The 22,871-nt window shown below is 41.2% G+C and carries 26 protein-coding genes; 9 read left to right on the top strand and 17 right to left on the bottom strand.

Going from position 1 to position 22,871, the window contains the following annotated elements:
- Positions 1–19: 19 nt before the first annotated feature.
- A complete protein-coding gene (locus RH061_RS07395) occupies positions 20–256 on the bottom strand; it encodes a YkuJ family protein (RefSeq protein WP_023627836.1) in 237 nt (78 codons plus the stop codon).
- A 185-nt stretch (positions 257–441) separates the two neighbouring features.
- Here RH061_RS07395 and RH061_RS07390 point away from each other — a divergent pair, with 185 nt between their 5' ends.
- Both RH061_RS07390 and RH061_RS07385 read left to right on the top strand, forming a co-directional pair.
- Positions 442–1,404: an MBL fold metallo-hydrolase gene (locus RH061_RS07390; RefSeq protein ID WP_311075042.1), complete on the top strand. Its 963-nt coding sequence runs from the start codon at positions 442–444 to the stop codon at positions 1,402–1,404.
- Position 1,405: 1 nt separating this feature from the next.
- Complete coding sequence (locus tag RH061_RS07385; RefSeq protein WP_311075041.1) at positions 1,406–1,645, top strand: glutaredoxin family protein; 240 nt, start codon at positions 1,406–1,408, stop codon at positions 1,643–1,645.
- A gap of 46 nt (positions 1,646–1,691) precedes the next feature.
- Here the strand turns inward: RH061_RS07385 and RH061_RS07380 are convergent, their stop codons facing one another.
- From RH061_RS07380 to RH061_RS07370, 3 genes are all read right to left on the bottom strand, one after another.
- A complete protein-coding gene (locus RH061_RS07380; RefSeq protein ID WP_311075040.1) occupies positions 1,692–2,357 on the bottom strand; it encodes a DUF3993 domain-containing protein in 666 nt (221 codons plus the stop codon).
- Between the two features lie 284 nt (positions 2,358–2,641).
- Positions 2,642–2,887, bottom strand: a complete 246-nt coding sequence (locus tag RH061_RS07375; RefSeq protein WP_311075038.1) for a hypothetical protein — start codon at positions 2,885–2,887, stop codon at positions 2,642–2,644.
- Between the two features lie 75 nt (positions 2,888–2,962).
- The gene (locus tag RH061_RS07370; protein WP_311075036.1) at positions 2,963–4,171 is read right to left on the bottom strand and encodes an EAL domain-containing protein; all 1,209 of its coding nucleotides are present in this window, start codon (positions 4,169–4,171) and stop codon (positions 2,963–2,965) included.
- A 196-nt stretch (positions 4,172–4,367) separates the two neighbouring features.
- On the opposite strand from RH061_RS07370, the gene RH061_RS07365 reads away from it, so the two are divergent.
- Together RH061_RS07365 and RH061_RS07360 are read left to right on the top strand one after the other, a co-directional pair.
- Complete coding sequence (locus tag RH061_RS07365) at positions 4,368–5,153, top strand: C39 family peptidase (RefSeq protein WP_311075034.1); 786 nt, start codon at positions 4,368–4,370, stop codon at positions 5,151–5,153.
- A 501-nt stretch (positions 5,154–5,654) separates the two neighbouring features.
- Positions 5,655–6,536: a metallophosphoesterase gene (locus tag RH061_RS07360; RefSeq protein WP_311075033.1), complete on the top strand. Its 882-nt coding sequence runs from the start codon at positions 5,655–5,657 to the stop codon at positions 6,534–6,536.
- Here the strand turns inward: RH061_RS07360 and RH061_RS07355 are convergent, their stop codons facing one another.
- On the bottom strand, positions 6,537–8,651 hold the full coding sequence (locus RH061_RS07355) for a sensor domain-containing protein (protein ID WP_311075031.1): 2,115 nt from the start codon (positions 8,649–8,651) through the stop codon (positions 6,537–6,539).
- A 202-nt stretch (positions 8,652–8,853) separates the two neighbouring features.
- Here RH061_RS07355 and RH061_RS07350 point away from each other — a divergent pair, with 202 nt between their 5' ends.
- Positions 8,854–9,351, top strand: a complete 498-nt coding sequence (locus RH061_RS07350) for a L,D-transpeptidase family protein (RefSeq protein WP_311075029.1) — start codon at positions 8,854–8,856, stop codon at positions 9,349–9,351.
- Positions 9,352–9,458: 107 nt separating this feature from the next.
- Entirely contained in the window at positions 9,459–9,929 is a 471-nt protein-coding gene (locus RH061_RS07345) for a YkyB family protein (RefSeq protein WP_311075027.1), read from the top strand.
- Between the two features lie 41 nt (positions 9,930–9,970).
- Here the strand turns inward: RH061_RS07345 and RH061_RS07340 are convergent, their stop codons facing one another.
- The gene (locus tag RH061_RS07340) at positions 9,971–10,873 is read right to left on the bottom strand and encodes a chemotaxis protein (RefSeq protein WP_311075025.1); all 903 of its coding nucleotides are present in this window, start codon (positions 10,871–10,873) and stop codon (positions 9,971–9,973) included.
- A gap of 135 nt (positions 10,874–11,008) precedes the next feature.
- Entirely contained in the window at positions 11,009–11,479 is a 471-nt protein-coding gene (locus tag RH061_RS07335) for a DinB family protein (RefSeq protein WP_311075023.1), read from the bottom strand.
- 139 nt (positions 11,480–11,618) lie between these two features.
- Between RH061_RS07335 and RH061_RS07330 the strand changes: the two genes are divergently transcribed.
- Positions 11,619–12,761: an aminotransferase A gene (locus RH061_RS07330; RefSeq protein ID WP_311075021.1), complete on the top strand. Its 1,143-nt coding sequence runs from the start codon at positions 11,619–11,621 to the stop codon at positions 12,759–12,761.
- 61 nt (positions 12,762–12,822) lie between these two features.
- Here RH061_RS07330 and RH061_RS07325 read toward each other — a convergent pair whose 3' ends face one another.
- Together RH061_RS07325 and RH061_RS07320 are read right to left on the bottom strand one after the other, a co-directional pair.
- On the bottom strand, positions 12,823–12,999 hold the full coding sequence (locus RH061_RS07325; RefSeq protein WP_167831916.1) for a hypothetical protein: 177 nt from the start codon (positions 12,997–12,999) through the stop codon (positions 12,823–12,825).
- Positions 13,000–13,060: 61 nt separating this feature from the next.
- Positions 13,061–13,942, bottom strand: coding sequence for an NAD(P)-dependent oxidoreductase (locus tag RH061_RS07320; protein ID WP_311075020.1), 882 nt, complete (start codon positions 13,940–13,942; stop codon positions 13,061–13,063).
- A 273-nt stretch (positions 13,943–14,215) separates the two neighbouring features.
- Here RH061_RS07320 and RH061_RS07315 point away from each other — a divergent pair, with 273 nt between their 5' ends.
- The gene (locus tag RH061_RS07315; protein WP_311075019.1) at positions 14,216–14,881 is read left to right on the top strand and encodes a GNAT family N-acetyltransferase; all 666 of its coding nucleotides are present in this window, start codon (positions 14,216–14,218) and stop codon (positions 14,879–14,881) included.
- An 854-nt stretch (positions 14,882–15,735) separates the two neighbouring features.
- Here the strand turns inward: RH061_RS07315 and ptsP are convergent.
- The 7 genes from ptsP to RH061_RS07280 form a co-directional block, all read right to left on the bottom strand.
- Positions 15,736–17,451: a phosphoenolpyruvate--protein phosphotransferase gene (gene ptsP / locus RH061_RS07310; RefSeq protein ID WP_311075017.1), complete on the bottom strand. Its 1,716-nt coding sequence runs from the start codon at positions 17,449–17,451 to the stop codon at positions 15,736–15,738.
- Positions 17,451–17,717 carry a phosphocarrier protein HPr gene (locus RH061_RS07305; protein ID WP_167831919.1) on the bottom strand — a complete coding sequence of 89 codons (267 nt, stop codon included), beginning with the start codon at positions 17,715–17,717 and terminating at the stop codon, positions 17,451–17,453. Before RH061_RS07305 ends, ptsP begins: the two co-directional genes overlap by 1 nt.
- A 315-nt stretch (positions 17,718–18,032) precedes the next feature.
- Positions 18,033–19,289: a hypothetical protein gene (locus RH061_RS07300; RefSeq protein WP_311075015.1), complete on the bottom strand. Its 1,257-nt coding sequence runs from the start codon at positions 19,287–19,289 to the stop codon at positions 18,033–18,035.
- A complete protein-coding gene (locus RH061_RS07295) occupies positions 19,286–20,482 on the bottom strand; it encodes a DUF58 domain-containing protein (protein WP_311075013.1) in 1,197 nt (398 codons plus the stop codon). Before RH061_RS07295 ends, RH061_RS07300 begins: the two co-directional genes overlap by 4 nt.
- A 4-nt stretch (positions 20,483–20,486) precedes the next feature.
- On the bottom strand, positions 20,487–21,431 hold the full coding sequence (locus tag RH061_RS07290) for an AAA family ATPase (RefSeq protein ID WP_311075011.1): 945 nt from the start codon (positions 21,429–21,431) through the stop codon (positions 20,487–20,489).
- 134 nt (positions 21,432–21,565) lie between these two features.
- The gene (locus RH061_RS07285; RefSeq protein WP_311075009.1) at positions 21,566–21,739 is read right to left on the bottom strand and encodes a Spo0E family sporulation regulatory protein-aspartic acid phosphatase; all 174 of its coding nucleotides are present in this window, start codon (positions 21,737–21,739) and stop codon (positions 21,566–21,568) included.
- Between the two features lie 91 nt (positions 21,740–21,830).
- Positions 21,831–22,025, bottom strand: coding sequence for a hypothetical protein (locus tag RH061_RS07280; RefSeq protein ID WP_311075008.1), 195 nt, complete (start codon positions 22,023–22,025; stop codon positions 21,831–21,833).
- A 398-nt stretch (positions 22,026–22,423) separates the two neighbouring features.
- On the opposite strand from RH061_RS07280, the gene RH061_RS07275 reads away from it, so the two are divergent.
- Complete coding sequence (locus RH061_RS07275; protein WP_311075006.1) at positions 22,424–22,612, top strand: YkvS family protein; 189 nt, start codon at positions 22,424–22,426, stop codon at positions 22,610–22,612.
- A gap of 41 nt (positions 22,613–22,653) precedes the next feature.
- Here RH061_RS07275 and RH061_RS07270 read toward each other — a convergent pair whose 3' ends face one another.
- Positions 22,654–22,770 carry a DUF6254 family protein gene (locus RH061_RS07270; RefSeq protein WP_311075004.1) on the bottom strand — a complete coding sequence of 39 codons (117 nt, stop codon included), beginning with the start codon at positions 22,768–22,770 and terminating at the stop codon, positions 22,654–22,656.
- Positions 22,771–22,871: the final 101 nt, after the last annotated feature.

Genomic DNA, 22,871 nt, shown 5'->3' with positions numbered 1-22,871 from the left:
GTCCCATTGTCATGATGGATTACTGAATGAGATCAAAGATTTCGATCGTAATCATATCAATGTTGTCGAATTGATATTTCTTAGGCTTTTCCTTGTCATTGTATATTTCCAATTCGTATGTTTCCGTTTTTGGATGGTATGTAACCTGGCATTTACGCTCACCATTCACTTCAAAAAAGCGTTGAGCAGGTTCTCCTCCATTGGACTGCTCTTGCAAATTCTTCAAACGAGTGATTATTCCCTGAAGCTGTGACATTATGCTCCCTCTCCTTTCAAAACAAAAACCAATAACTTATAAATAGATTTTGCAATTGGCCTATTTATATCCATGTAAAATGATTTCAGAATCTTCTATACACAATTCTTTACATGTCAATATTAACAGAATAAAATAATGTCAGACGATGTACAAGTAAAAGCTTTGAGAAAAGGAGTGATTTTTTGAAAAAACCAGTGCAGTTAACAGAAAATGTCTTTCTAATCGATGATTTTGACCTAAGTATGCCAGAACGCACCGGTACATATGTTTTAACAGAGGATAAGGTGACGCTTATCGAAACTTCAGCAAGCCCGTCCATTCCCCATATCCTTGAAGGCTTACGAGCACTAGGAATATCACCTAGTGAGATTTCATACATCATCGTGACACATATACACCTCGACCATGCAGGCGGTGCAGGCGTGATGCTTCAGCATTGCCCGAACGCGAAGGTAATCGTACATCCCAAGGGTGCAAGGCATTTGGCTGATCCTTCAAGACTGATTATGGGAGCTAAAGCTGTTTATGGGGAAAAGTTTTCGGAACTTTTTGATCCAATCATTGCCATTCCGGAAGATCGCCTGATTATTAAAGGTGATGGTGAAACTCTAAAACTAAGCGAAAAGCTTACCCTGAAGTTCTTGGATACTCCAGGCCATGCCAACCACCACTTCAGTATCTATCATCCGCTTACTGACGGAATCTTCTCTGGTGACACCGCCGGTATTTTCTACCCGCAGCTTGACCGCGAAGGCATTGAATTCTACCTGCCTACGACTTCGCCTAACCAGTTCGATCCTGAAAAGATGCTGCAATCCATCAGCACTTTTAAAGCACTCGAAATAGAAAGGATTTATTTCGGACATTATGGAATGTCCGAAAATCCAATTGAAGCATTCAGGCAAGTAGAGAGTTGGCTTGAAGTTTTCATTGAAGAAGCAAAACATGTTTCCCAGGAAGAAAAGAATCCGCAAAAACAAGTTGAGCAGATTACACAGAGGCTTTATGATAAAATAAAAGCCCACTTGACCAAGCGAGGACTGGCTGACAAGCACCCTATCTATGAACTGCTATATCTTGATGTCAATGTCAGCGCCATGGGGCTTGCTCATTATTTGACTAAAAACGCCGGAGGAACCAAATAAAATGAACGACATCATCGTATATACCCAGAACGACTGCCCTCCTTGCCAGATCATAAAATTGTTCTTAAAGGAATTCGGTTTTTCGTACACAGAGAAAAATATCACCCTTGATGACAAAAGCAAGCAGGAGCTCACACAAAATTACAACTCCTATTCCACACCAACCATTGTGATTGGGGAAGAAGTAATCACAGGGTTTGATCTTGAGAGACTGAAAAAAGTATTGGATATCCGGGAATAATCAAATATAAAAGGCGTGAAATCCAATCAGGTTTCACGCCTTTTCTTTATAATAACCCGAACAATATTGTTCTGTTTTCGTTCCTGAAAATAACTCCCAGCTCCATGAAAGTCTTCAGCATGGAGAAGTTTGGTGCAAAGACGATTTTCCCAACCATATCCTCATCTTCATTGGCAGCTTCTGCAGCCTGTTTCTGTTCCTTTGCTTTTTCCGGGTAGGCTTTGTCGATTACTTCCTGTGGAACTTCATCATAGAGGTAATCAGCTACCTTCCAGCTGCCTTCACTCATGACAAGCTTCAACCCTTCATAATGATCATCATAGCCTACAGGTCCTTCCGCATTGCCAGGAAAAAATTCGACTACATAAATTTCGTTTTCCATTTCCACTACCTTCGTCTTTTCTGAGAAAGCGTAAAACGGAATGTAATATGGAGCGAAATCTGTTCCATAGGTCTGGTATTCATTTTCCTGTCCTACCACGTTTTCATCAATGAATCGGGACTTATAGTCTTTTGTAAAATAAGGATCCAATACTGTTTCAATTTCTTCCATCGTCCTGGCCTTCTCACTTAAGGATACTTGTGAATCAAAGGCTTTTCCGAGGAATGAAAAAACTTCTTCCCTGCCATCCAGATCGGAATTGGCAAACGCATTCGCAGGCAAAACCAACAAAAATGATAACAAAAATAATAGCTTTAACCGCTTGTCCATTTTCTCCCCTCCTCCATGATGACTAGTAAATACAATTTTACCAACATTTACCCTATTTGATTACGAAATTCATTCGCAAAATAACATCAGCATCTGACACGAAATATGGTGAACATTATCAATTTACCCTTATCTGCCTCGAACTAACGCAAATGTTAAAAAAATTGTAATATTATCAGGAACTTATACAAAAGCTTATTCGTAGCTGTTTTACCTTTCGGTTACAAAAGCACTAAAGGTTACGCAAAAGTTTTCAATAAAAAAAATAACCCCCGCTTTGGAGGTTAATATCCGGTTCCTGTGGTCACGGCAAAATAAACGACGAACAACAGGGCAATGGAGATGACGATTATATAGGTTAAAAAAATCGGGTTGCGGATGTAAGCATGCTCCTGGACAGCCTCTGGGGCCTGTGAATCGAGATTGCCATGAGCCCTTTTCTGCCCTTTTCCGAAAGCCCAGGTATAGAAAAGGCCGGCAACCAGAACCCCTGCCCCTGCCAATAAGAGCATGGTTGTATATATACTCATATGAAATCCCCCTTTATAGAAGGCTGTATATATAAATTGCACATTTTTCAAATAGGCTATGCGCTATCCTGTTTGTCAAAATAACCCTTCCCGTTCATTAAGAAAAGATGCGCTTAAATCCACAAATAAGAATTCAGACCCATTCAAAGGCAATGAAAACGTCCGGATTACCTCCCCTGTTTCAATATCACTGTATCGGTCTGACAGGATTCCCTTTTTCCCTGTTCTCATCCTAATGATGTTCTCAAGAAAATAGGGTCTCCAGCTCCAATTCTTATCCATATATTTTGGCTGGAGAATCCACTCTTCACCTGATTTATAAAGGTTGGGTGATAACTGGAATCCGTCTTCATCACATATATACATTCTAAATGCGATGCCGTCTAGGCTTGCACCCAGAGACATCAGGAACTCATTTGAATTCTGCCCTTTTTTATTGCGGCTGATCAGTTCCTGGAACTTCGTGTTCAACTCGATGCGCAGATCAAAAAAAGAGTGAAGACGTTTCTTTTCGGATAAGATAAACCCGTGAATTTCTGACTTAATTTTTTCCTTAAGAACATTCTTATCCACCAAGTTACGCTCTGGTTTCCTCAAATAAAACCCTTGATAAAACCTGCCTCCGTTCTTCCAGGCAAACTGTAACTGATAGGGTGTTTCAATGTTCTCAAATAATAGCGTCGCGCCAATTTTGCGTGCAAGGATGGATAAAGAGTGAAGGACATCAAGATAAGCAGGGCCTGTATGATTTGACCTTAACGAGGACATATCGATTTTCAGGATTTCAGGTTCAATGCCAGCTATCCGCTCAAAGTAGCTCCCTTCACTTCCGACTTGTGCCATGGCAATTTTTATCCCAAAGGATTTGTAGTAATTGATGAGATGCTCTATTGGGCTTTGTACGTTCCGATCAGAGATTTCCAGAACGATTTGGTCGGGTCGGATCCCCTGTTCATGAAATGAAAGGAGCAACTGCAAAAACCCCTCTCCATCATCCACCATCAATAAACCAGCATCCTTGTTGACAAACCAAAGAAGATCCTGGTCACCTGAATGGGAAGCCGTTTCCATCGCTTTGGAAAAAACAACATTCTCCACTTCTATTCGATACTCTTCAGGGATGGTATCATCCTGAAAAAAAGAGCCAAGGCTGATCTCATCATTTCCGCTTATAAAACGGCCTAAAATTTCATATCCAATGACTTTATGCTCCTCCGCATTGAAGATTGGCTGAAAAAATGGGACGACATGTTCTAGGTCGGTTAAAATATCAAGAGCATCCAATTTAAACTGAAACCTCCCCCAACATCTTCATAATATGTTCTTTCCATATTTATATTTAATGTCTTATCATTAATTTGATATGAACAATTTTACCATAATATGAGCATTCCCTCAGTTATACTGTTTCCATTTTCCTCATGTTATAAAAACAGCATTTGGACTAAAAATATAAATAAGCTTATGGAAGGATGATGACATGAAAAAGTGGCATTTCATCGGCATTCTTCTTCCATTGCTTGGATGCAGCCACGGCTCGCCCGCCGAAAATGAAGCACAAACACAACAAAAGAAAGATGAACCCTTCATTATGGAAAGTCCTGAGCCAATTCAGGAAATGGCGGTCCCAAAACCTATTCAGAAACAGGAACAACAGCAACAGAGGAAAACCAATGCGTTATTGAACGTACCCTTGATAAAACAAAATCCAGAACTGAAGTATGGATGTGAAGTGACCAGCCTGGCGATGATGCTGAAATATGCCGGAGCTGAAACGAATAAAATGAAGCTTTACACGGAGATTCAAAAAGATCCTGATCCTTTGAAAAGATCGGCAAGTGGTGATATTTTAAGTTGGGGCAACCCAGATGAAGGTTTCGTTGGAGATATGAAAGGTAAAAGCGCCGGCTATGCCGTCTTCGATAAACCGATGATTGATTTGATCAACCGATATCTACCAGGAAGAGCCGTTAACTTGACCGGAAAGGATTTCGAGAATGTACTTGACCATGTATCCTCTGGTTACCCTGTGGTTTTATGGACTACAGGTGACTACAGGCTGCCAGATCGCTGGGAATCCTGGACGCATGGCAATGAGGTGATCAAGACACCATTGGACTTGCATGTAGTCGTCCTTGTGGGGTTCAATGAAACCACCGTCTACCTGAATGACCCCCTATCCGGTCGAAAGCAAGTCCCGGTAAATAAAAAGCGCTTCGTTGAAACATGGAAAGTGATGCAGTCAAGAGCAGTCAGTTACCGTTGATGATATTATATGATAAGGCTGGATATTATTCCGGCCTTGTCTTTTGTTTTTACAATTTATAAAAACTCTTTTACGCATACTGCAAAAACAGTTAGTTTTCCCTCCTTTTTTTTACAAGCAATCTGTGAAGCTTTGAAAGGGAATGGACGATTGTCCTCTTTTTATTGAAGCCTTTAGCGCTGGCGCTTACCCCATTAAAGACAGCTACTGCACTTCCCGATGTGCCTAAACGATTAAAGCCGTAAACAAACACCTTAATATATCCATTTTTTGATGGTATAAAAATCATTTCCATCCTAGTATCGTAATCGACCAACAATAACACCTCGATTTCCGCTTAGCTATAGAAGGCTCGTCATATTTCCTTTCTCTTCCCTTATGTCATATGTTGAAAACACCCAAATATCATCATTAAAGGACCTTCCCTAAAATGGCACTTCTATTTTCCATGTATGTTTGCTAGTATAGTAGAGAAAATTCGGAGATAGGTTGGTATTTTTCATGTCTGAACAAATCACTCGGAGGACTTTTATCAAAAGGGCAGCTGGAACGGTTTTAACTGCTGCAGGACTTGGCACAGGGGGATATTTTTATGCCCGTGAAGTCGAACCGCGCATGCTTGATATTACCCGGCACAGTATTAAAAATGCAGCATTGCCGTCTGGCTTTGATGGCATTAAGCTAGTTCAATTCAGCGATACACATATTGGATTTCAGTATTCAATGGAACAGCTGATGCAGTTGATAACGAAAATTAATAAGCTGGCCCCTGATTTGATTGTTTTTACAGGGGATTTACTCGATGATCCGCGACACTTCACTGAAAAAACCAAGATTATTTCCATGTTAAGCAGCTTGAAAGCCCCTATGGGTAAGTTTGCCGTGTACGGTAACCATGACCACGGAGGATACGGATCCGACCTTTATAAACAAATAATGGAGCAATCAGGATTCACTTTATTACTTAACAATTCAGCTAACATTAAGCTTCTTGATGGCAGTTCGATCTGGATTGCCGGAATCGATGATGCCATGCTCGGCAAACCTGATTTAAAGGCATCTATGGCCAATATACCCAATGACTCGTATACCATCCTTTTATCGCATGCCCCTGACAAAGCAGAAGAGGCTGCGCATTTCCCGATTCAAATGCAGTTAAGCGGTCATAGCCATGGCGGCCAGATTCAAATCCCATTTTACGGACCGCTGGTCACTCCGCCTTTTGCCGAAAAATATGTGGAAGGCTTTTATACAGCAGGCCCCCAAAACTCTCTGACTCTATATGTAAATCGCGGACTTGGAACGACCAGGCTCCCGTTCAGGTTTTTATCTCAGCCTGAACTTGCCGTTTTTACCTTTATAAGCGAAAAAACAAGCAGCTGATCAGCTGCTTGTTTTTGATTTCAGAATGAATTTACCCTCTGCTTCTTGAGCCCTTAATGGCCTGGCGAAAAAATATCCCTGTGCCTTTTCGCAATCTGCATTCAACAGGAAATCAACCTGACTCTGCTCCTCGACTCCTTCAGCAATCACTTCCATGCCAAGACTGTTGCCCAGGTGGATGATTGTCGTGATGATCGCGGCGTCCTTACCATTGTACTTGATATCTCTTATGAAGCTTTGATCAATTTTCAGGACATCAATCGGGAACTGCTTCAGATAACTAAGCGAAGAATAGCCCGTACCAAAGTCATCTACCGAGATTTTAATTCCCAGATCCTTCAACCTTTTCAGGATGGGAATCGTTTCTTTTGTATCCTGCATGGCGCCCTCGGTAATTTCTATTTCCAAAAGGGATGGATCAATATTATGCTTCTCGATACAGCTCTTGATGACCCTCACTAAGTCGAGCTGCATGAATTGCTTAGGAGATATATTGATGGCAATCCTGATAGGCTTTCCTGCTTTATCTGTCCATTCATTGATTTGCCTGCATGCCTGGTCAATCACCCAATTCCCAATCGGGATAATCAATCCGGTATCCTCTGCAAGAGGAATGAATTCAGCTGGGGAAATAAAACCCAACTCTCTGTTGTTCCAGCGCAGCAATGCCTCGAAGCTCGATATTTCATTGGAAACTAAATGGATTTGCGGCTGGTAATAGAGTTCAAGTTCATCACGTTCGATTGCTTTTCGCAAATGAGCCTCAAGTGCAATGATATTAACCCCGGTGGACTGCATATCAGAACGATAAAATTGATAGTGGGCCTTCCCTTTTTCTTTAACACTATATAAGGCTTCATCAGCATGCTTAATCAGTGATTCTGCATCCTTTCCATCATTCGGAAAAAGGCTGATCCCAATACTTGGTGTAATATAATACTCCTGGGAATCGAAATAAAAAGATTCATTGAATCTTAATAATACTTTTTGAGCAAACTCCCCAGCATCATTCCTGCTTGTTTTTTCAAGGACAATGATAAATTCATCGCCGCCCTGTCTATAAACCGTACAGTTTTCTTTTTGGATATCGATTAAGCGATCAGCTACTTGCTTCAAAATCTGGTCACCTACAAGATGCCCCAGCGTATCATTCAAGTACTTGAAACGATCTATATCCAGAAACAGAAGGGCAAACTCCTTTTTTTGCTTTTCCACATTTTTAACAAGACTATCCAGTTGATCCAGAAGTGCACGCCTGTTGCGCAAACCTGTCAGCTGGTCATGGAATGCCATGTACTTAATGAGTTCTGTACTTTTCGCCTGGTCGGATAAATCACGAATGATGATGTACATACCCTTTATTTCAGAATGGATCACAATGGGAATCGTCTTAAGATGGATCGTCAAGAATTTACCTTTTCGGTGCATGAACCGGCAATCGAGCGATTCTTTTGAATTACCCAATTTTGTATCTGATAAGACATCCTTAAAAGTCGGCAGATCACTTTCACATATCAAGCTGCTGATTTTTTTAGTCTTAAGCTGTTTGACAGTATAACCTGTCAATAAATGCGCTGCCGGGTTGACATCAAGGATTTTCCCGTTTAAATCAACAGAAAAGACAGCATCCAGATTATGGTCAATAAGTGAGCGATACCGCTGCTCGCTATCAATCAATCTATTCTTTTCCCTGAAATTCTCTGTCATATCCCTTGTGATTGCAACAACATATTGAACTTCCCCGTCTGCTGCCTTAATCGGGGTTAAAAGGGTCTCAGCAAAAACCTGCCTTTCGTTCTCCAAACCTACCTCATCATGGAAAACAACCTCCACTCCCTCTTTAACCGTCTTCATATATTGTTTTTTCAAAGGGTGCAGATGAGTCTGAGGCAGCACCTCATCCATCGTCCTGCCAATATCATGCGGAGCCATCCTGGCGTGGAGCAGACCGTTCTCATTGGCAAATAGATATCGGAATTGGTTGCCAGGTTCGACCTTCATAATAAAAACAAGATCCTTTACATGTTTAAAGATGATATCTGTAATCATCTTTTCTATTTTTTCAGGAGGTTTGCTCCTTCGTTTCGTTATTCTTGATTGCTTGATCTGATTCATCTAACCATCCTCATTCCAGAAGTACAATAGTACCTGGTTCATGACTTGGAACTAGTTTTATATTCCTATTTTACCTTTTAAAATATGGAAAAACGATACTATTTTTTAAAAATTTACACTGTTTCGCTAAAAAACGACATTTTCCAACCGCAGGGAGCCCTCTCCTGTCATTCAGCATAGACTGCATTGAGGAGGAGATTCTATGTATCATATTGTTAAAAGAGGCGAAACGCTGGCAGTAATTGCCGCAAATTACCGCAGGCCATTTCAGCAAATCCTTGGAGCAAACCCCAGTATTGCAAATCCCTCACTTATCTATCCTGGCCAGCGAATTTTGATTCCGGGTCTCCCTGATCCTGCTTCCATCCCTTTCTCGATCTCGGTATCATTGGGCGGTAAGAGGCTTACACTATATCGTTCCGGCAGACAGGTTAAAACTTATCCTGTTGGTATAGGGAAAATGCTGACGCAAACTCCTGTTGGTGAATTTGTGATTGTGAATAGAGAACCTAATCCTGGCGGACCATACGGCGCCATGTGGCTGTCATTATCAAAACTCGGTTATGGCATACATGGTACAAACAATCCTGGCTCAATTGGCAAGGCCGTTTCGAAGGGGTGTATTCGGATGCATAATAAAGATGTACTAGAGTTGGCAAGGCAAGTACCGAATGGAACAAGAGTGACGATCACACGATAGTTCTCAAGGCTACTATTTCTCAATCAGCCAGATAAAGGGTATAATGGTATTAGGGTATTAAATGCCTTGTAAAAACATTGCTTTAAAAATGAAAGGAGCCTAATCCATTGTATAATGAAAGGAACAAGATCCCCCAACTCCGTCCAACGATTGAGAACCTCTCACAAGCAATCTTCACTGTGAATCGTCATGCCAAGACTGCTCCAAATCCAAAATTTTTATATCAGTTAAAACATGATGCGATTAAAAAAATGCTGCAAGAAGGCAAAGCTAAAAAAACCGGACTTCACTTTTCCAACAACCCGAGAAACAGCCAGCAGCAATCCGACGTCTTAGTTGTTTGCGGTGAATACACCTTCCATATCCCGCCGACAAAACAGGATTTCGAGCAGCTTCCGCATCTGGGAAAGCTTGATCAGTCAGTAAGGAATCCACGAGCTTCCATTTCATTGACCAGTGCAAAAAGGTTATTGTCAACCTACACAGGATTGAAGGAATCCAGCGAAACCGCTGCAGACGGCAAGACGAGGAAATATGCCAAGCCGGTATTCAAGAAACTTGGAGAACGTTACCCTTAAAAGAAAGCTGGAAATCAGCTTTCTTTTTTTATTTACTCAGTCTATAAAATCAGCTCATCCATTTTTAGGACGAGTTTACTGATCTCCGGCTTGCTAATCTGGGCATCCGCTCCCACAATGCTGCCCTTGTGGCGCAATTCATTTGTGATAAGGGATGAAAAAATAATGACGGGCAGTTTTTCAAGGACAGGATGCTCCTTGATCCTCTTTGTCAGATGATGTCCATCCATCTGCGGCATCTCTATATCTGTGATGACAAGCTGTACGGCCTCTGAAAAGACATTTTCATTTTCCGCAAGATGTTCTAGGTATGTAATTGCATCCTGGCCATTTTCAAAGAATTCAAGGTACTGGAATCCGGCTTCAGTTAAAGTGTCGTGCAGCATTTTCCTTAACATCGCCGAATCTTCCGCAATCACGATTCTTTTCGTGGAGCGTTCTCTCGGACCAAGTTTTTTGACATCGCTCACTTTTATTCCAGACTCAGGATTGATTTCCAGAAGGATTTTTTCAAAGTCCAGGAAAAGGACCATATCTCCTCCCAGCTTGATTACTCCGATAATTTGGCTCTCTTGCCCCTGATACATATCTGACGGCTTTTCAATTTGGGTCCAGGAAATGCGGTGGATTTGTGAAACGGTATGGACATGGAATACCGCCTTTTGCTGATTGAATTCCGCAACGATCAACTTATCCAGCTGCGGATTCGTCGATTCCTGAAGTCCTAACGCCGCTGCGACATTGATGACTGGCAGCACTTCACCCCTCAGTTCCATAATTCCTTCCACATAATGATGGGCGTTCGGGATCCCCACTACCGGTACAGGGTTGAGAATTTCTTTGACTTTCATGACATTTATCGCAAATTTATTCTGGCCTATGCCAAACTCGACAATTTCAAGTTCATTCGTGCCTGATTCTAATAAAATACTGCTATCATTCATCTTTTTCTACCTTCTCTTTATAAAATTAGTCCTATATACCTCTTATCGGCAGTATGCTTTGGACTGTTTAGTTTAAAGAGTGCCCTTATTATCAAACAAAAAAAAACAAACCGAAACTTCGGTTTGCTCTGTATATTACACCAGTGTCTTGCCTAATGCCTGGTTGACCTGCTGTTGATGATGAATGTCGTGCTCGATAAAATCCTTGATATATGTACCGACCGTCAAGTGGTGATCAGATATTTTGAATGACACAGCCAACTTTTCATTGTCCATCCCATCAAGCATCCTATGAAATTCTGCGCGGACGGCAAGAAGTCCATCAAGGATTTCTTCCTTTGAACCAGTATTTTCGGCGTACTCTCTTGCACGTTCGTTGACACTTTGAAAATCAGGAAACGAAGGCAGCTCGGCTCCCTCTTTGAAATAAGGGAATCTTTCTTTTAATGAGTATTGGTCCCAGAGAAGCAAATGTGATACAACCGCTGCAACAGACCACTTCCCCTCTCCCAGAGGCATATTCCACTCAGCGTCCGTTAGTGCTTTCAATGAATGAATCCATCCATCAAATTCTTTATAATGTGCTTTTATTTCTTCCAATTTCAATCAAACCACTCCTTTTGGTTACTACATTAATAATATTCTACTCTTAAATGAATTTACCTTTTTGTTTATGGCGACGATTTTTACACCTTTGAAGTTCGTCATGGTAAAATAGTGATATTCAATCGGAGGGATGAAAGAAGTGGAACATTTAATTAACGATAGAGTAAAGAGTATTGAAATTTCGGGAATCAGGAAATTCTTCAATATGGTGGCAGATGTTGAAGGCATGGTGTCCCTGACTATAGGCCAGCCTGACTTTCCGACACCCGATCATGTCAAAGAAGCGGGCAAGAACGCAATAGATGAAAACATCACTACATACACCCATAATGCTGGACTAATCCAGCTAAGAAAAGCAGCAGCTGATTTTTATCGAAAAAAATATAACGTAAATTATTCAGCCGAACACGAAGCGATTATCACAGTAGGCGCGAGCGAGGCTATCGATATCACTTTCAGGACCATTCTTGATGAAGGATGTGAAGTCATCATCCCAGGTCCTGTTTACCCGGGCTATGAACCAATCATCAAGCTATGCGGAGCCAAACCCGTCTATGCAGATATCAGAAATACACAATTCAAGATGACTGCACAGCTGATCGAAGGTTTGATTACTGATAAAACAAGATGTATTGTCCTTCCCTATCCATCGAACCCTACAGGAGTCAGTTTGAACGAAGAAGAACTGAAGGAAATAGCTCAGCTGCTTGAGGACAAGGACATCTTTGTACTTGCAGATGAAATATATAGTGAGCTTGTTTATGAACAGCAGCATATTTCCATTGCTCAGTTAATCAAGGAAAAAACAATTGTCATCAACGGTCTATCTAAATCCCACTCCATGACCGGATGGCGGATTGGCATGTTATTTGCGCCTGAATATCTTGCGCAGCATATCCTGAAAGTGCATCAGTACAATGTGACCTGTGCAACTTCGATTTCGCAAATGGCTGCTTTAGAGGCTTTGACAGCAGGAATCGATGACGCATTGCCGTTAAAAAAGGAATATGCTTCAAGAAGAGATTATGTATTCAGCAGACTGCAGTCAATGGGACTTGATGTAATCAAGCCTGATGGCGCGTTTTATTTCTTCATCAAAATCCCAGCCAACAATATTTCATCATTCGATTTTTGCATGGATTTGGTCAATGAAGCTAAATTGGCAGTCGTTCCAGGGAGTGCATTCTCTGAATTTGGAGAAGGTTATTTCCGCCTTTCATATGCTTACTCAATGGACACGCTAAAAGAAGGACTTGACCGGTTGGAAAGGTATTTAAATTAAGAGGAAGGCCGTTCCTGCACTGGAACGGCTTTTTGTTTTGGAATCACGTTGGAGAGTGTTATTAACCCTTGTATTTCCCGTTATTCTTTGGTGCTTTCTCTTTTTTCGCTTTATCCTTGTGAATCTTATTTGTCGCTGCACTGCCAATCTCATGTGAGAACTCAGAATCAATTACAGCAGAATCAAACCCTTTTTTGTTCTTTTGCTGCGGGTCGTTCTTTTTCGTCCTTTTAGCCATAGATATCCCCTCCTTTAGGTTTATTATCTTTACCCAAGGAGGGGTCTATGACTAGCAAATATTATGATTGTTTCCAGTACTTATACAGCGCCTGTGTGCCGCTGTTTTCTTCGCCTTTTTCCGCAAGCTGTTCATATAATGATAAGGCAAGCGACAGGCCAGGCACTTCTATATCCATCCGCGTTGCTTCATCCAAGGCGATTTTCATATCCTTGATAAAGTGCTTGATGTAAAAGCCTGGTTCAAAATTACCGTCGATCATCCTCGGTGCCAGATTAGAGAGCGACCAGCTGCCTGCAGCTCCCGTCGAAATGCTTTTTAAAACGGTTTCCGGATCCAGACCTGCTTTTTCAGCATAAATAACCGCTTCGCATACACCGATCATATTGGAGGCAATCGAGATTTGGTTGCACATCTTCGTGTGCTGCCCGGCACCAGCCCCACCCTGATGAACAATATTGGTTCCAAGGATATTGAGGAGAGGTTCTACCTGAAGAAAAGCTTCATCATCACCGCCTGCCATGATTGCGAGCTTTGCTTCACGGGCACCAATATCCCCTCCCGAAACAGGGGCATCAATTGCGTGAATGCCTTTATCTTTTGCTTGATTGTAAATTCTTTGTGCCAGGGACGGAGTCGAAGTCGTCATATCAATCAAATAACTGCCCTGCTTCGCATTGGCAATAAGTCCGTCCTCACCCAGATAAATTTCCTCCACGTCTGAAGGATATCCGACAATTGTAAAAATGACATCTGCCTTCTGAGCCATGTCACGTGGTGAATCTGACCAAACAGCTCCTTTTTCCAGCAAATCATCTGCCTTTTCCTTCGTTCTAGTATAGACAGTGAGCTGATAGCCCGCCTCAAGCAAATGCCTTGCCATACTCTTCCCCATAACTCCAGTACCAATGAAACCAATGACCGTATCTTCCTTAGACAGCATATGACTCCCTCTTCCCTTATGTATTTTAGATATATTTTAACATTAGAAACAGCAAAAGGCCGAGAATTTACTTCTCGGCCTCCAGAGCGATCTACCATTTTATGCGCAATATTAGTGTACCCTGACAGCGGCAAATCCAAACCTAAAAACATCGGTTTTTGTTTAGCTTAACAGGTAAACATTAATAAAATGTAAAAACTGCGGATTGTTCAATTTGACCTTGAGACAAATATCTACCTATACTATGTCTATACTATTGATAGAGGTGCAGATATGTTTTATAAAGAGCTTTATGTATTTGACAGCAACAAACCAATAAAAGCAACCATCCGTAATTATACAAAAGATGATTTTGACCAATTGATCAGAGTACAAAAGGAAGCCTTTCCTCCTCCTTTTCCAGAAGAACTTTTGTGGAATGGCGAACAGCTGACCAACCATATCACTTTATTTCCGGAAGGTGCACTTTGTGTAGAAATTGAAGGCAGAATTGCTGGTTCCATAACTGGCCTCGTTGTTCAGTTGGCAAAAGGTGATGAAGATCATCCTTGGGCAGAAATAACTGACAATGGCTACATACGGAATCATGATCCAGAAGGCAACACCCTCTATATTGTCGATATTTGCATAAGCCCCGCTTATCGTAAACTCGGTCTTGGAAAATGGATGATGCAAGCTATGTATGAGACAGTCGTCCATCTGGGTCTTGATAGACTCTTGGGTGGCGGCCGGATGCCAGGATACCACCAGCACTCTGCCGACATGTCCATAAACCAGTATGCAGAAAAGGTGCTGAAAGGAGATTTGAAGGACCCCGTCGTTTCCTTTTTGCTGCGCTGTGGCCGTACACCAGTTAAACCCGTAGCAAATTATCTAGAAGACGAAGAGTCGTTGAATTATGGGATGTTGATGGAATGGAAGAATCCTTTTAAAGTTTAGAAGCTGCATGTTTTGGCAGTTTTTTTACTTGTACAGCCTTTTTTGGGGGAATTAATCGGTACTTTATGAACTGGTTTTCTGCTTTTTCCTACAAACCTGTCTGAAGTTGCTCTTTCTTTTGACAGCTTTTCTCCTTTTTCCTCTGAACCTGTCTTAAGTTGGCCCTTCTTCTGACAGCTTTTCTGTTTTTTCCTTCAAACCTGTCTGAAGTTGCTCCTTCTTTTGACAGCTTTTCTGCTTTTTCCTCTGAACCTGTCGGAAGTTGACCTTTCTTTTGACAGCTTTTCTGCTTTTTCCTCTGAACCTGTCGGAAGTTGATCCTTCTTTTGACAGCTTTTCTCCTTTTTCCTCTGAACCTGTCTTAAGTTGGCCTTTCTTCTTACAGCTTTTCTCCTTTTTCCTCTGAACCTGTCTTAAGTTGGCCCTTCTTCTGACAGATTTTCTGCTTTTTCCTTCAAACCTGTCTGAAGTTGGCCCTTCTTCTGACAGCTTTTCTCCTTTTTCCTCTGAACCTGTCTGAAGTTGGCCCTTCTTCTGACAGCTTTTCTGCTTTTTCCTTCAAACCTGTCTGAAGTTGACCTTTCTTTTGACAGCTTTTCTGCTTTTTCCTCTGAACCTGTCTGAAGTTGATCCTTCTTTTGACCGCTTTTCTGCTTTTTCCTTCAAACCTGTCTGAAGTTGCTCTTTCTTATGTCCTGCAGCATAGCTTTTAACAAAAAAAATGCCGGCTGATTAACAGCCGGCCAAATCTGGGGGAAAATGAGAATGATTAGCTTACTTTCAGTCTAACCAAAGTGCTTACTCATCTATACCCGCCCTATATGGGTTAAAACATTTTTTATATTACAGTTATGTTACAAAGAAATTGCCTGGTTTACTGCTTCAACAACTTCTTCTGTGGTGCTCATGTTCAAGACCTCAGAAGCGAGCTTTTCCATATCGGCTTTGTTCAGGTTCCTGATCAATGAGCGTGCTTTCAGAATCGAAGAGGCACTCATTGAGAACTCATCAAGGCCAAGGCCAAGCAGGATTGGAATCGCTGTTTCATCACCGGCCATTTCACCGCACATTCCAGCCCATTTACCTTCTTTATGAGCGGCATCAATGACCATCTTTACAAGACGAAGGATTGATGGGTTATATGGCTGGTACAGGTATGATACTTGCTGGTTCATCCTGTCGGCTGCCATCGTGTATTGAATTAAATCGTTTGTCCCGATGCTGAAGAAGTCGACTTCCTTCGCAAACTGGTCTGCAAGGACAGCAGTTGAAGGAATCTCCACCATGATGCCGAGCTCGATATGTTCAGCAACCTCGACGCCTTCCTGAACCAATTTTGCTCTTTCTTCTTCAAGCATTGCTTTCGCTTCCCTGAACTCGTTCAGAGTAGCGATCATCGGGAACATCACTTTCAGATTGCCATGGACACTAGCTCGCAATAGCGCGCGGAGTTGTGTACGGAAAATATCCACTTCTTCAAGGCAAAGGCGAATCGCCCTGAAACCAAGGAAAGGATTCATTTCTTTCGGCAAGTTCAAGTATGGAAGTTCTTTGTCGCCTCCGATGTCCAATGTACGAACAACAACCGGCTTTCCTTCCATACCTTCAAGCACAGCTTTATATGCTGTATATTGTTCCTCTTCAGTAGGAAGCTGGTCCCTGTCCATGTAAAGGAACTCTGTACGGTAAAGACCTACACCCTCGCCGCCATTTTCAACTACACCTTTCAAATCCTTAGGTGTACCGATATTAGCTGCAAGTTCAACATGATGGCCATCAGCCGTCACAGACTTTTCATTGACTAGTTTAGCCCACTCGGCTTTTTGTTTTTCGAAATCTTCCTGAATCTTCTTATAAGCTTCAAGCACTTCAGGAGTAGGATTGAAATGAACTTCGCCTTTCAAACCATCAACAACGACAATATCCCCATTGTTGATCTCTTCTGTTGCAGCCTTTGTGCCTACAACTGCAGGAATTTCCATGGAACGAGCCATGATCGCAGAGTGTGAAGTCCGGCCGCCGATATTCGTAGTAAAGCCTTTGACAAACTCGCGATTCAATTGAGCAGTATCTGAAGGAGTCAGGTCCTCAGCCACGATGACCACTTCTTCAGCAATCATGCTAGGATTAGGAATCTGGATTCCAAGCAGGTGAGCTAATACCCGTTTTGTTACGTCGCGGATATCTGCAGCTCGTTCTTTCATATATTCATTGTCCATTGACTCGAACATGCCAATGAACATATCTGCCGTTTCTTTTAATGCATGCTCTGCATTGACATTTTCAGTCTTGATTTTATCTTCGATGGGTGAAATCAATTCTGGATCGCTTAATACTAGAAGATGAGCATCAAAAATGGCTGCTTTATCGGCTCCTAAAGCAGTGCCAGCGTGGTCGCGGATTTTTTCAAGCTCAGCTTTCGCTGTCTGAAGCGCTGATTGGAAACGAGCAATTTCTTCAGCAGGAGCATCGATTGTCTTTTTTTCAAAAGAAAAATCCGGTTCTACAAGCTTATAGGCTTTCGCGATCGCAATGCCGTTTGAAGCTGCAATACCTTGAAGAAAGCCCATTATTCAGCTAAACCTTCTTTTTTCAAAGTTTCTTCTAGTGTATTAAGAGCATCTTGCTCGTCGCTTCCTTCAGCGATGATCGTGATTTCAGCTCCCTGGCCGATACCTAATGACATTACACCCATGATTGACTTAAGGTTAACCTTTTTTTCTTTATATTCTAAGTGTACTTCTGAATCGAACTTGCTTGCCGCCTGTACCAGCATTGTAGCAGGGCGTGCGTGGATTCCTGTTTCAGCAACAACCTTGAATTGTTTTTGTACCATATTATATCAGTCTCCTTTTAAATAGTTGATTAAGATGACTATACATGATGCCTTTCCAAACTAAATGGTTCAATTCAGCGAAAGGTCAAGACTCAGGCCTAGCCAAAATGATATTTGTATTTTACCCATTTGTATTGTTCTTTCACACCATATATTGTTTCCAATCATTTCCTCAGAAATTTGGATTGGCATCCCACACAAAAGAATAGCATGTTGCATAGGCATAGACAATGAAAAAACCTTGATTTTTAAAGGTTTAGAGCATTTTTTTCAGTAAAACGTTTTCATTTTAACGAAATTGTGACAAAAAGTTTTTTACCGTCTGAAAAGGTGTTTAAAGTTTTCCTTCAAACTTTTTTTGTTCTCATCCTTTTTTAATTTTTCCAGTGCAATAATTTGCTTTTTTATCTTCTTTATTTCGTCTTTGAACCAGCCATTCGATATTTCGTCCAGATGGTCACCATACCTAACTCTTTCATACTTCTGGATTGTCCGTGGGTCATATTGTATCTCGAGTCTGTCGAACCATTCTTTGACATCTTCATGGGTTAGCCTGCCTAGTTGCTTTTTATGAGCATATTTTTCAAGCTGGAAAACTTCCTTCCTTATATAATTTTCAGGTGCCGATCTCTGCCTTCCTGTAAATTCACTACTATTTGCTCCCCCTTCGATTTGGGCAATCGTGATAAATCCTGCTTCTGACGCTTCTTCCTCCTTCAGCGTGCTGAAAAGACTGGTCTTTTTATAAATGAAATAAAATCCAATGCCAATCAGGGTAGCGAAAAGAATAGGTCCCCAAAAATCCGGGTCGAAAACCTGCTTGGCCTGCTTAATTGATGTTTCATTTTCCATATTGGGCAAATTCTCAGAAAATACTTTGTTGGCTCTGGCCTGCATATCCGCAGAACCAATCCAGGCAAAAAAGGGATACAGCAGCATGGAAAGCGTCCACCCAACCAATTGCAGTACAAAAAAGAAAAATTCTTTTAATATTCCTCTTCCGAAAGTTAATACAGCAACAAGAAGAAAAATCATCCCCAGCAGCTTCGAGTAGGTAACTGCAAATCTCTTTTTCGAGGCAAGTTCGACATCAATCCACTTCAGTAAAAATTGACCTGACAGGATAAAGAGCAACTGAAAGATTAGAAGGAAGACAATTTGAATTAAATATGAACCGCCATAAAAATAAGCAAGCGGGGATACAAATATCCCTATCAGAAAGGTGAGGACAAGCCATACACTTTCTGAATGGCTCGTTGAATCCTGATGGAACTTAAGTACTCTCCAAAAAAGAAATAACGCCATAACCCCTGTATAAAAGTTTCCCAGATTGCTCAAGTTGCCTGCAACAAAAAGAAGGGGCATGATTGCAAGTAAATATATAGGCTTCGCAAGCTGCGGCTTCAACTCCAATACAAATACGAAAAGAACGGAAGCTGCAGCGGCCAGGATCATCGTTGAATACAATGGCATTCGTTGTGAAGATAGTAAGTGAAATAACACCAGAATGAGGCTTACAAAAGTCCACTCTATAAAAAAGCGAAAAAATACATTTAAGACACGGCTCTTCATTTACCCGCCACATCCTTCAGAATAATTTTCATCGGCTCCAATACTGCATGTTCCTTATCTGTGTTCAGCTCGAGTAACTGGACACTTGCATTTGCCCATTCCTGGATATAGGCATCTGCTGCTCTTGTCCGGATTCCTGCATGGATCATGGTCGGCGCTACAGGCAAATGCCGCTTGTAAAAATAAAGCATCTGCTCGTACGGGATCGTTGGTGAATGAAAATCGGCAATAGCCAGAAGGTCAAGAAGTTTTTGCAGATGATCCTTGCCAGACCCTAATGGCAGATAAGTAAACGGCGTGAATCCAGCAGACCTGATATTCATGCAGAGCGAGAATGGAATATTCCTTCGGTTAAAGAAGTAAGCCATATCCGCTGTGCTGCTCATCAAAAATTCCAGCTTCCCAGTAACTGAATAACCATCTGAAATATTGATGAACAATACAGCACCTGCTTCATTAATTCGTTCATATTCTTTCGTCTGCAGGATCATCTTCCTAGCACTGGCTTTCCAATTGATTCTGTTGAAGCTGTCTGTCGGCAGATAATCCCTTGTACCAATTGGTCCCATATTGTCTTCAAACAGTGAAAAGGATGAAGGATTCTGGCCTGGCTTAACTGACTTATGCTTATCCATGTTTTTCACCGAAATAGTTTTTGGATAGACGAGTGCCTCGATATTAATCACGTCAGAGAACTCAAGAATTGTATCTCCAAAACCAAAGAAATGCGGGATATGAATCTCCATTTTCCTTATTTTTGATAATCCTCGCTTTTCTGCGGCAAATGGAACATTAACAGTAATTCTTTCTCGCTGTCCAACCGAAAACGGCAGGCTTACATCGACCCTTGACGAATGGATATGATACTCGCCCGCTACAGGGACAACCGCACTATCAAAATAAATAGAGAGATTCCCTTTCATGATTGGAAGTCCTTGATTTTGGAATTGAAGACTCCACTCGCCTTTATCCCCGATAAAAAAGCGATTCCGCTTCCGATCATTATCAAAGAACAAGCCTTCTCCTATATGTTTCAGATAATAGGAATTGCCTCCTGCGATGAATAGGACCATCAGGCCGACTCCAAACATCAGCCAGGAATTTATGTAAAAGCTTGCGATCAGTAATAGAAGCGCGAGAAAAGCCAATATGGATAGAAAACGGTCCTCAATGACGATTTTTTTCCATTGCATGTGCTTAAACCTCAACTTCAACAGGGAGAGGAATGGATTCCAGCAATTCTTCAAGTACTTTTTCCGGGGTCATGGTCAGCGATGCTTCTGCAGATAAATATATTCTGTGCCCCAATACGAAGGGAGCCATCTCTTTGACATCATTCGGCACTACATATTTCCGCCCCTTAATCAGGGCTCTTCCTTGGGCAGCCTTTACTAATGCAAGCGTCCCCCTAGGACTGATACCTAATTCGATTGAAGAATGGTTCCTAGTTTTCCGTACGATTTGCAATAAATAATCTTCGACAACCTCAGTTAACTTCACATTCATGATTTCCTGCTTCAATGAATTGATATCCTCTTCATTCATAACCGGTTTGACTTCCTTCGCTGATGTTCCAAACCTATGTTTCTTGATCATTTCCCTCTCTTCATTTATTTCTGGATACCGGAGGGATAACTTAATAAAGAAGCGGTCCATCTGTGCAACCGGAAGCTGGAATGTCCCCTGCTGTGATTCCACAGGATTTTGGGTCGCGATTACAAGGAAAGGAAATTTCAAGGGAATCGTGTGGCCGTCTATTGTAACTTGGTGTTCTTCCATCGCTTCCAGCAGGCTTGACTGTGTCCTAGGTGTGGCGCGATTGATTTCATCTGCCAGAAGGATATTGGTGACAATTGGACCTGGTTTTAATTCGAACTCCTGAAGCTTAGGATTAAAAAACTGAATACCTGTAATATCACTAGGCAAGACATCAGGTGTAAACTGAATTCTGGAGAACTGTCCGCTTATTGTACATGCAAATGTTTTAGCAAGTAATGTTTTCCCCGTCCCAGGCACACTTTCCATGAGAATATGGCCATTACTCAGAAGGGCAATCATCATCATCTCTATTTCGTCATCTCTGCCTACCACATTTCTGCCTATTTCTATTTTTAACTGCTCCAGTTTATTTGCCACTTCCATTCAATTTCCCCCTATTGTGTTTTCTATTTTTACTATTTCTTATAGAAAGTTTACCATCTGTCAATAAAAATGTGAATTTTCAACCAATTTTATCCAAATGAAAAGGAGCACTTTAAAAAGTGCTCCCGACAGATTTATTTTGCTGAAATGAACTGTTCTTCCTGAACTACATTTAATAGCTTGGCCAGCTCCTGGCTTGCTAATATGGTCTGAACGCTTAGAAAACCTGTTTCCTTCGCGGCTGAAATCATTTCTTTCCGTTTTTGTTCGATTTCTGTCATTAACCTTTCCGGGCAATAGGTTCCCATACGCGCTCACCTCACCAGTCTGTGTTAATATTTTACTACTATTCCACTAATAGGGATAGCAAAACTTGGACTGAAAAGTCATTTTCTTCATTTAACTTCTGGCCTCATCCATATATGTAAAGATTACATCTCCGCCTCTTTGAGCGATTCCCCTGAAATGTTTGAAATCCTCTCTTTTCACCAGATATTCGCGAAATTCCATAAAATCTTGTTTCGCGACGAAGATTTCTTCTACTTCTTTATTTTTCAAGCTTTCCAGCATCCTAATAGCCTGTTCTTTATCCAACTCAACCACCTCAAGTTTCTTATACTATGACTATTTTATCGTCTGGTGATGAATTTGCAAATTCCTTTGGCCATGTTTCTGGTTATGTATAATGGGGTATAATGGGACTATTTTCATTTTAATGATGTTGTTCGTCCATGTTCCAGAAAAGCCTAAAGGTTGCAAAGCAACAAAGTTTACAAAAAAGAGCCTATGGGAATGAAAAGGATAACATTATCATTTTTTTCTGGATGGAAATGTAATTATTTTATATAATAGGTTATATAAATTGAATTTTCTAACTTTTATAAAATGAAAATTTCGTGAACATTCAAATTTAATGCGAATTTTCCTTTACGCAAGTTAAAAATTAAGGCAAAATGTTAGTAATTCGAAATATAACGAAGGAGCGAGTTTATTTGAAGAAAGCCGAAGTTGGAAATGTAATCGAATTCAAAGAAGGTCTGCAAGGTGTTGTAGAGAAGGTAAATGAGAACTCAGTAATTGTTGATTTGACATATATGAACAATTTCAGGGATCTGGAACTCGATCAACGTACTGTCATCAATCATAAAAACTATAAAATTGTTAAAGAAGCAGCCTACTAATATAGTAAGGGGAAAAGCAGCCTGAGCTGCTTTTTCTTGTTTTAGCTTTTATTTTCCTTCCCGGCAAGCTCTTTAAAGGATTTTACTTTTCCGTGCGGATGCTGATCCTGCTTGCGGACAGTCCAATTGCGTTCTTGTTCGCGCTTTGATTCTGACATGGTCTTCCCTCCATTCAATTGTGGTTCCTCATTACTATTCCCAAACTGGAAGAAATCATTTCCTTACAAATTCAATGAATTATTTGGTACAATAAATTTTG

This window comes from Mesobacillus jeotgali, assembly GCF_031759225.1.
Taxonomy (GTDB): domain Bacteria; phylum Bacillota; class Bacilli; order Bacillales; family Cytobacillaceae; genus Mesobacillus; species Mesobacillus jeotgali_B.
This window is presented reverse-complemented; position numbering and strand designations above follow the sequence as displayed.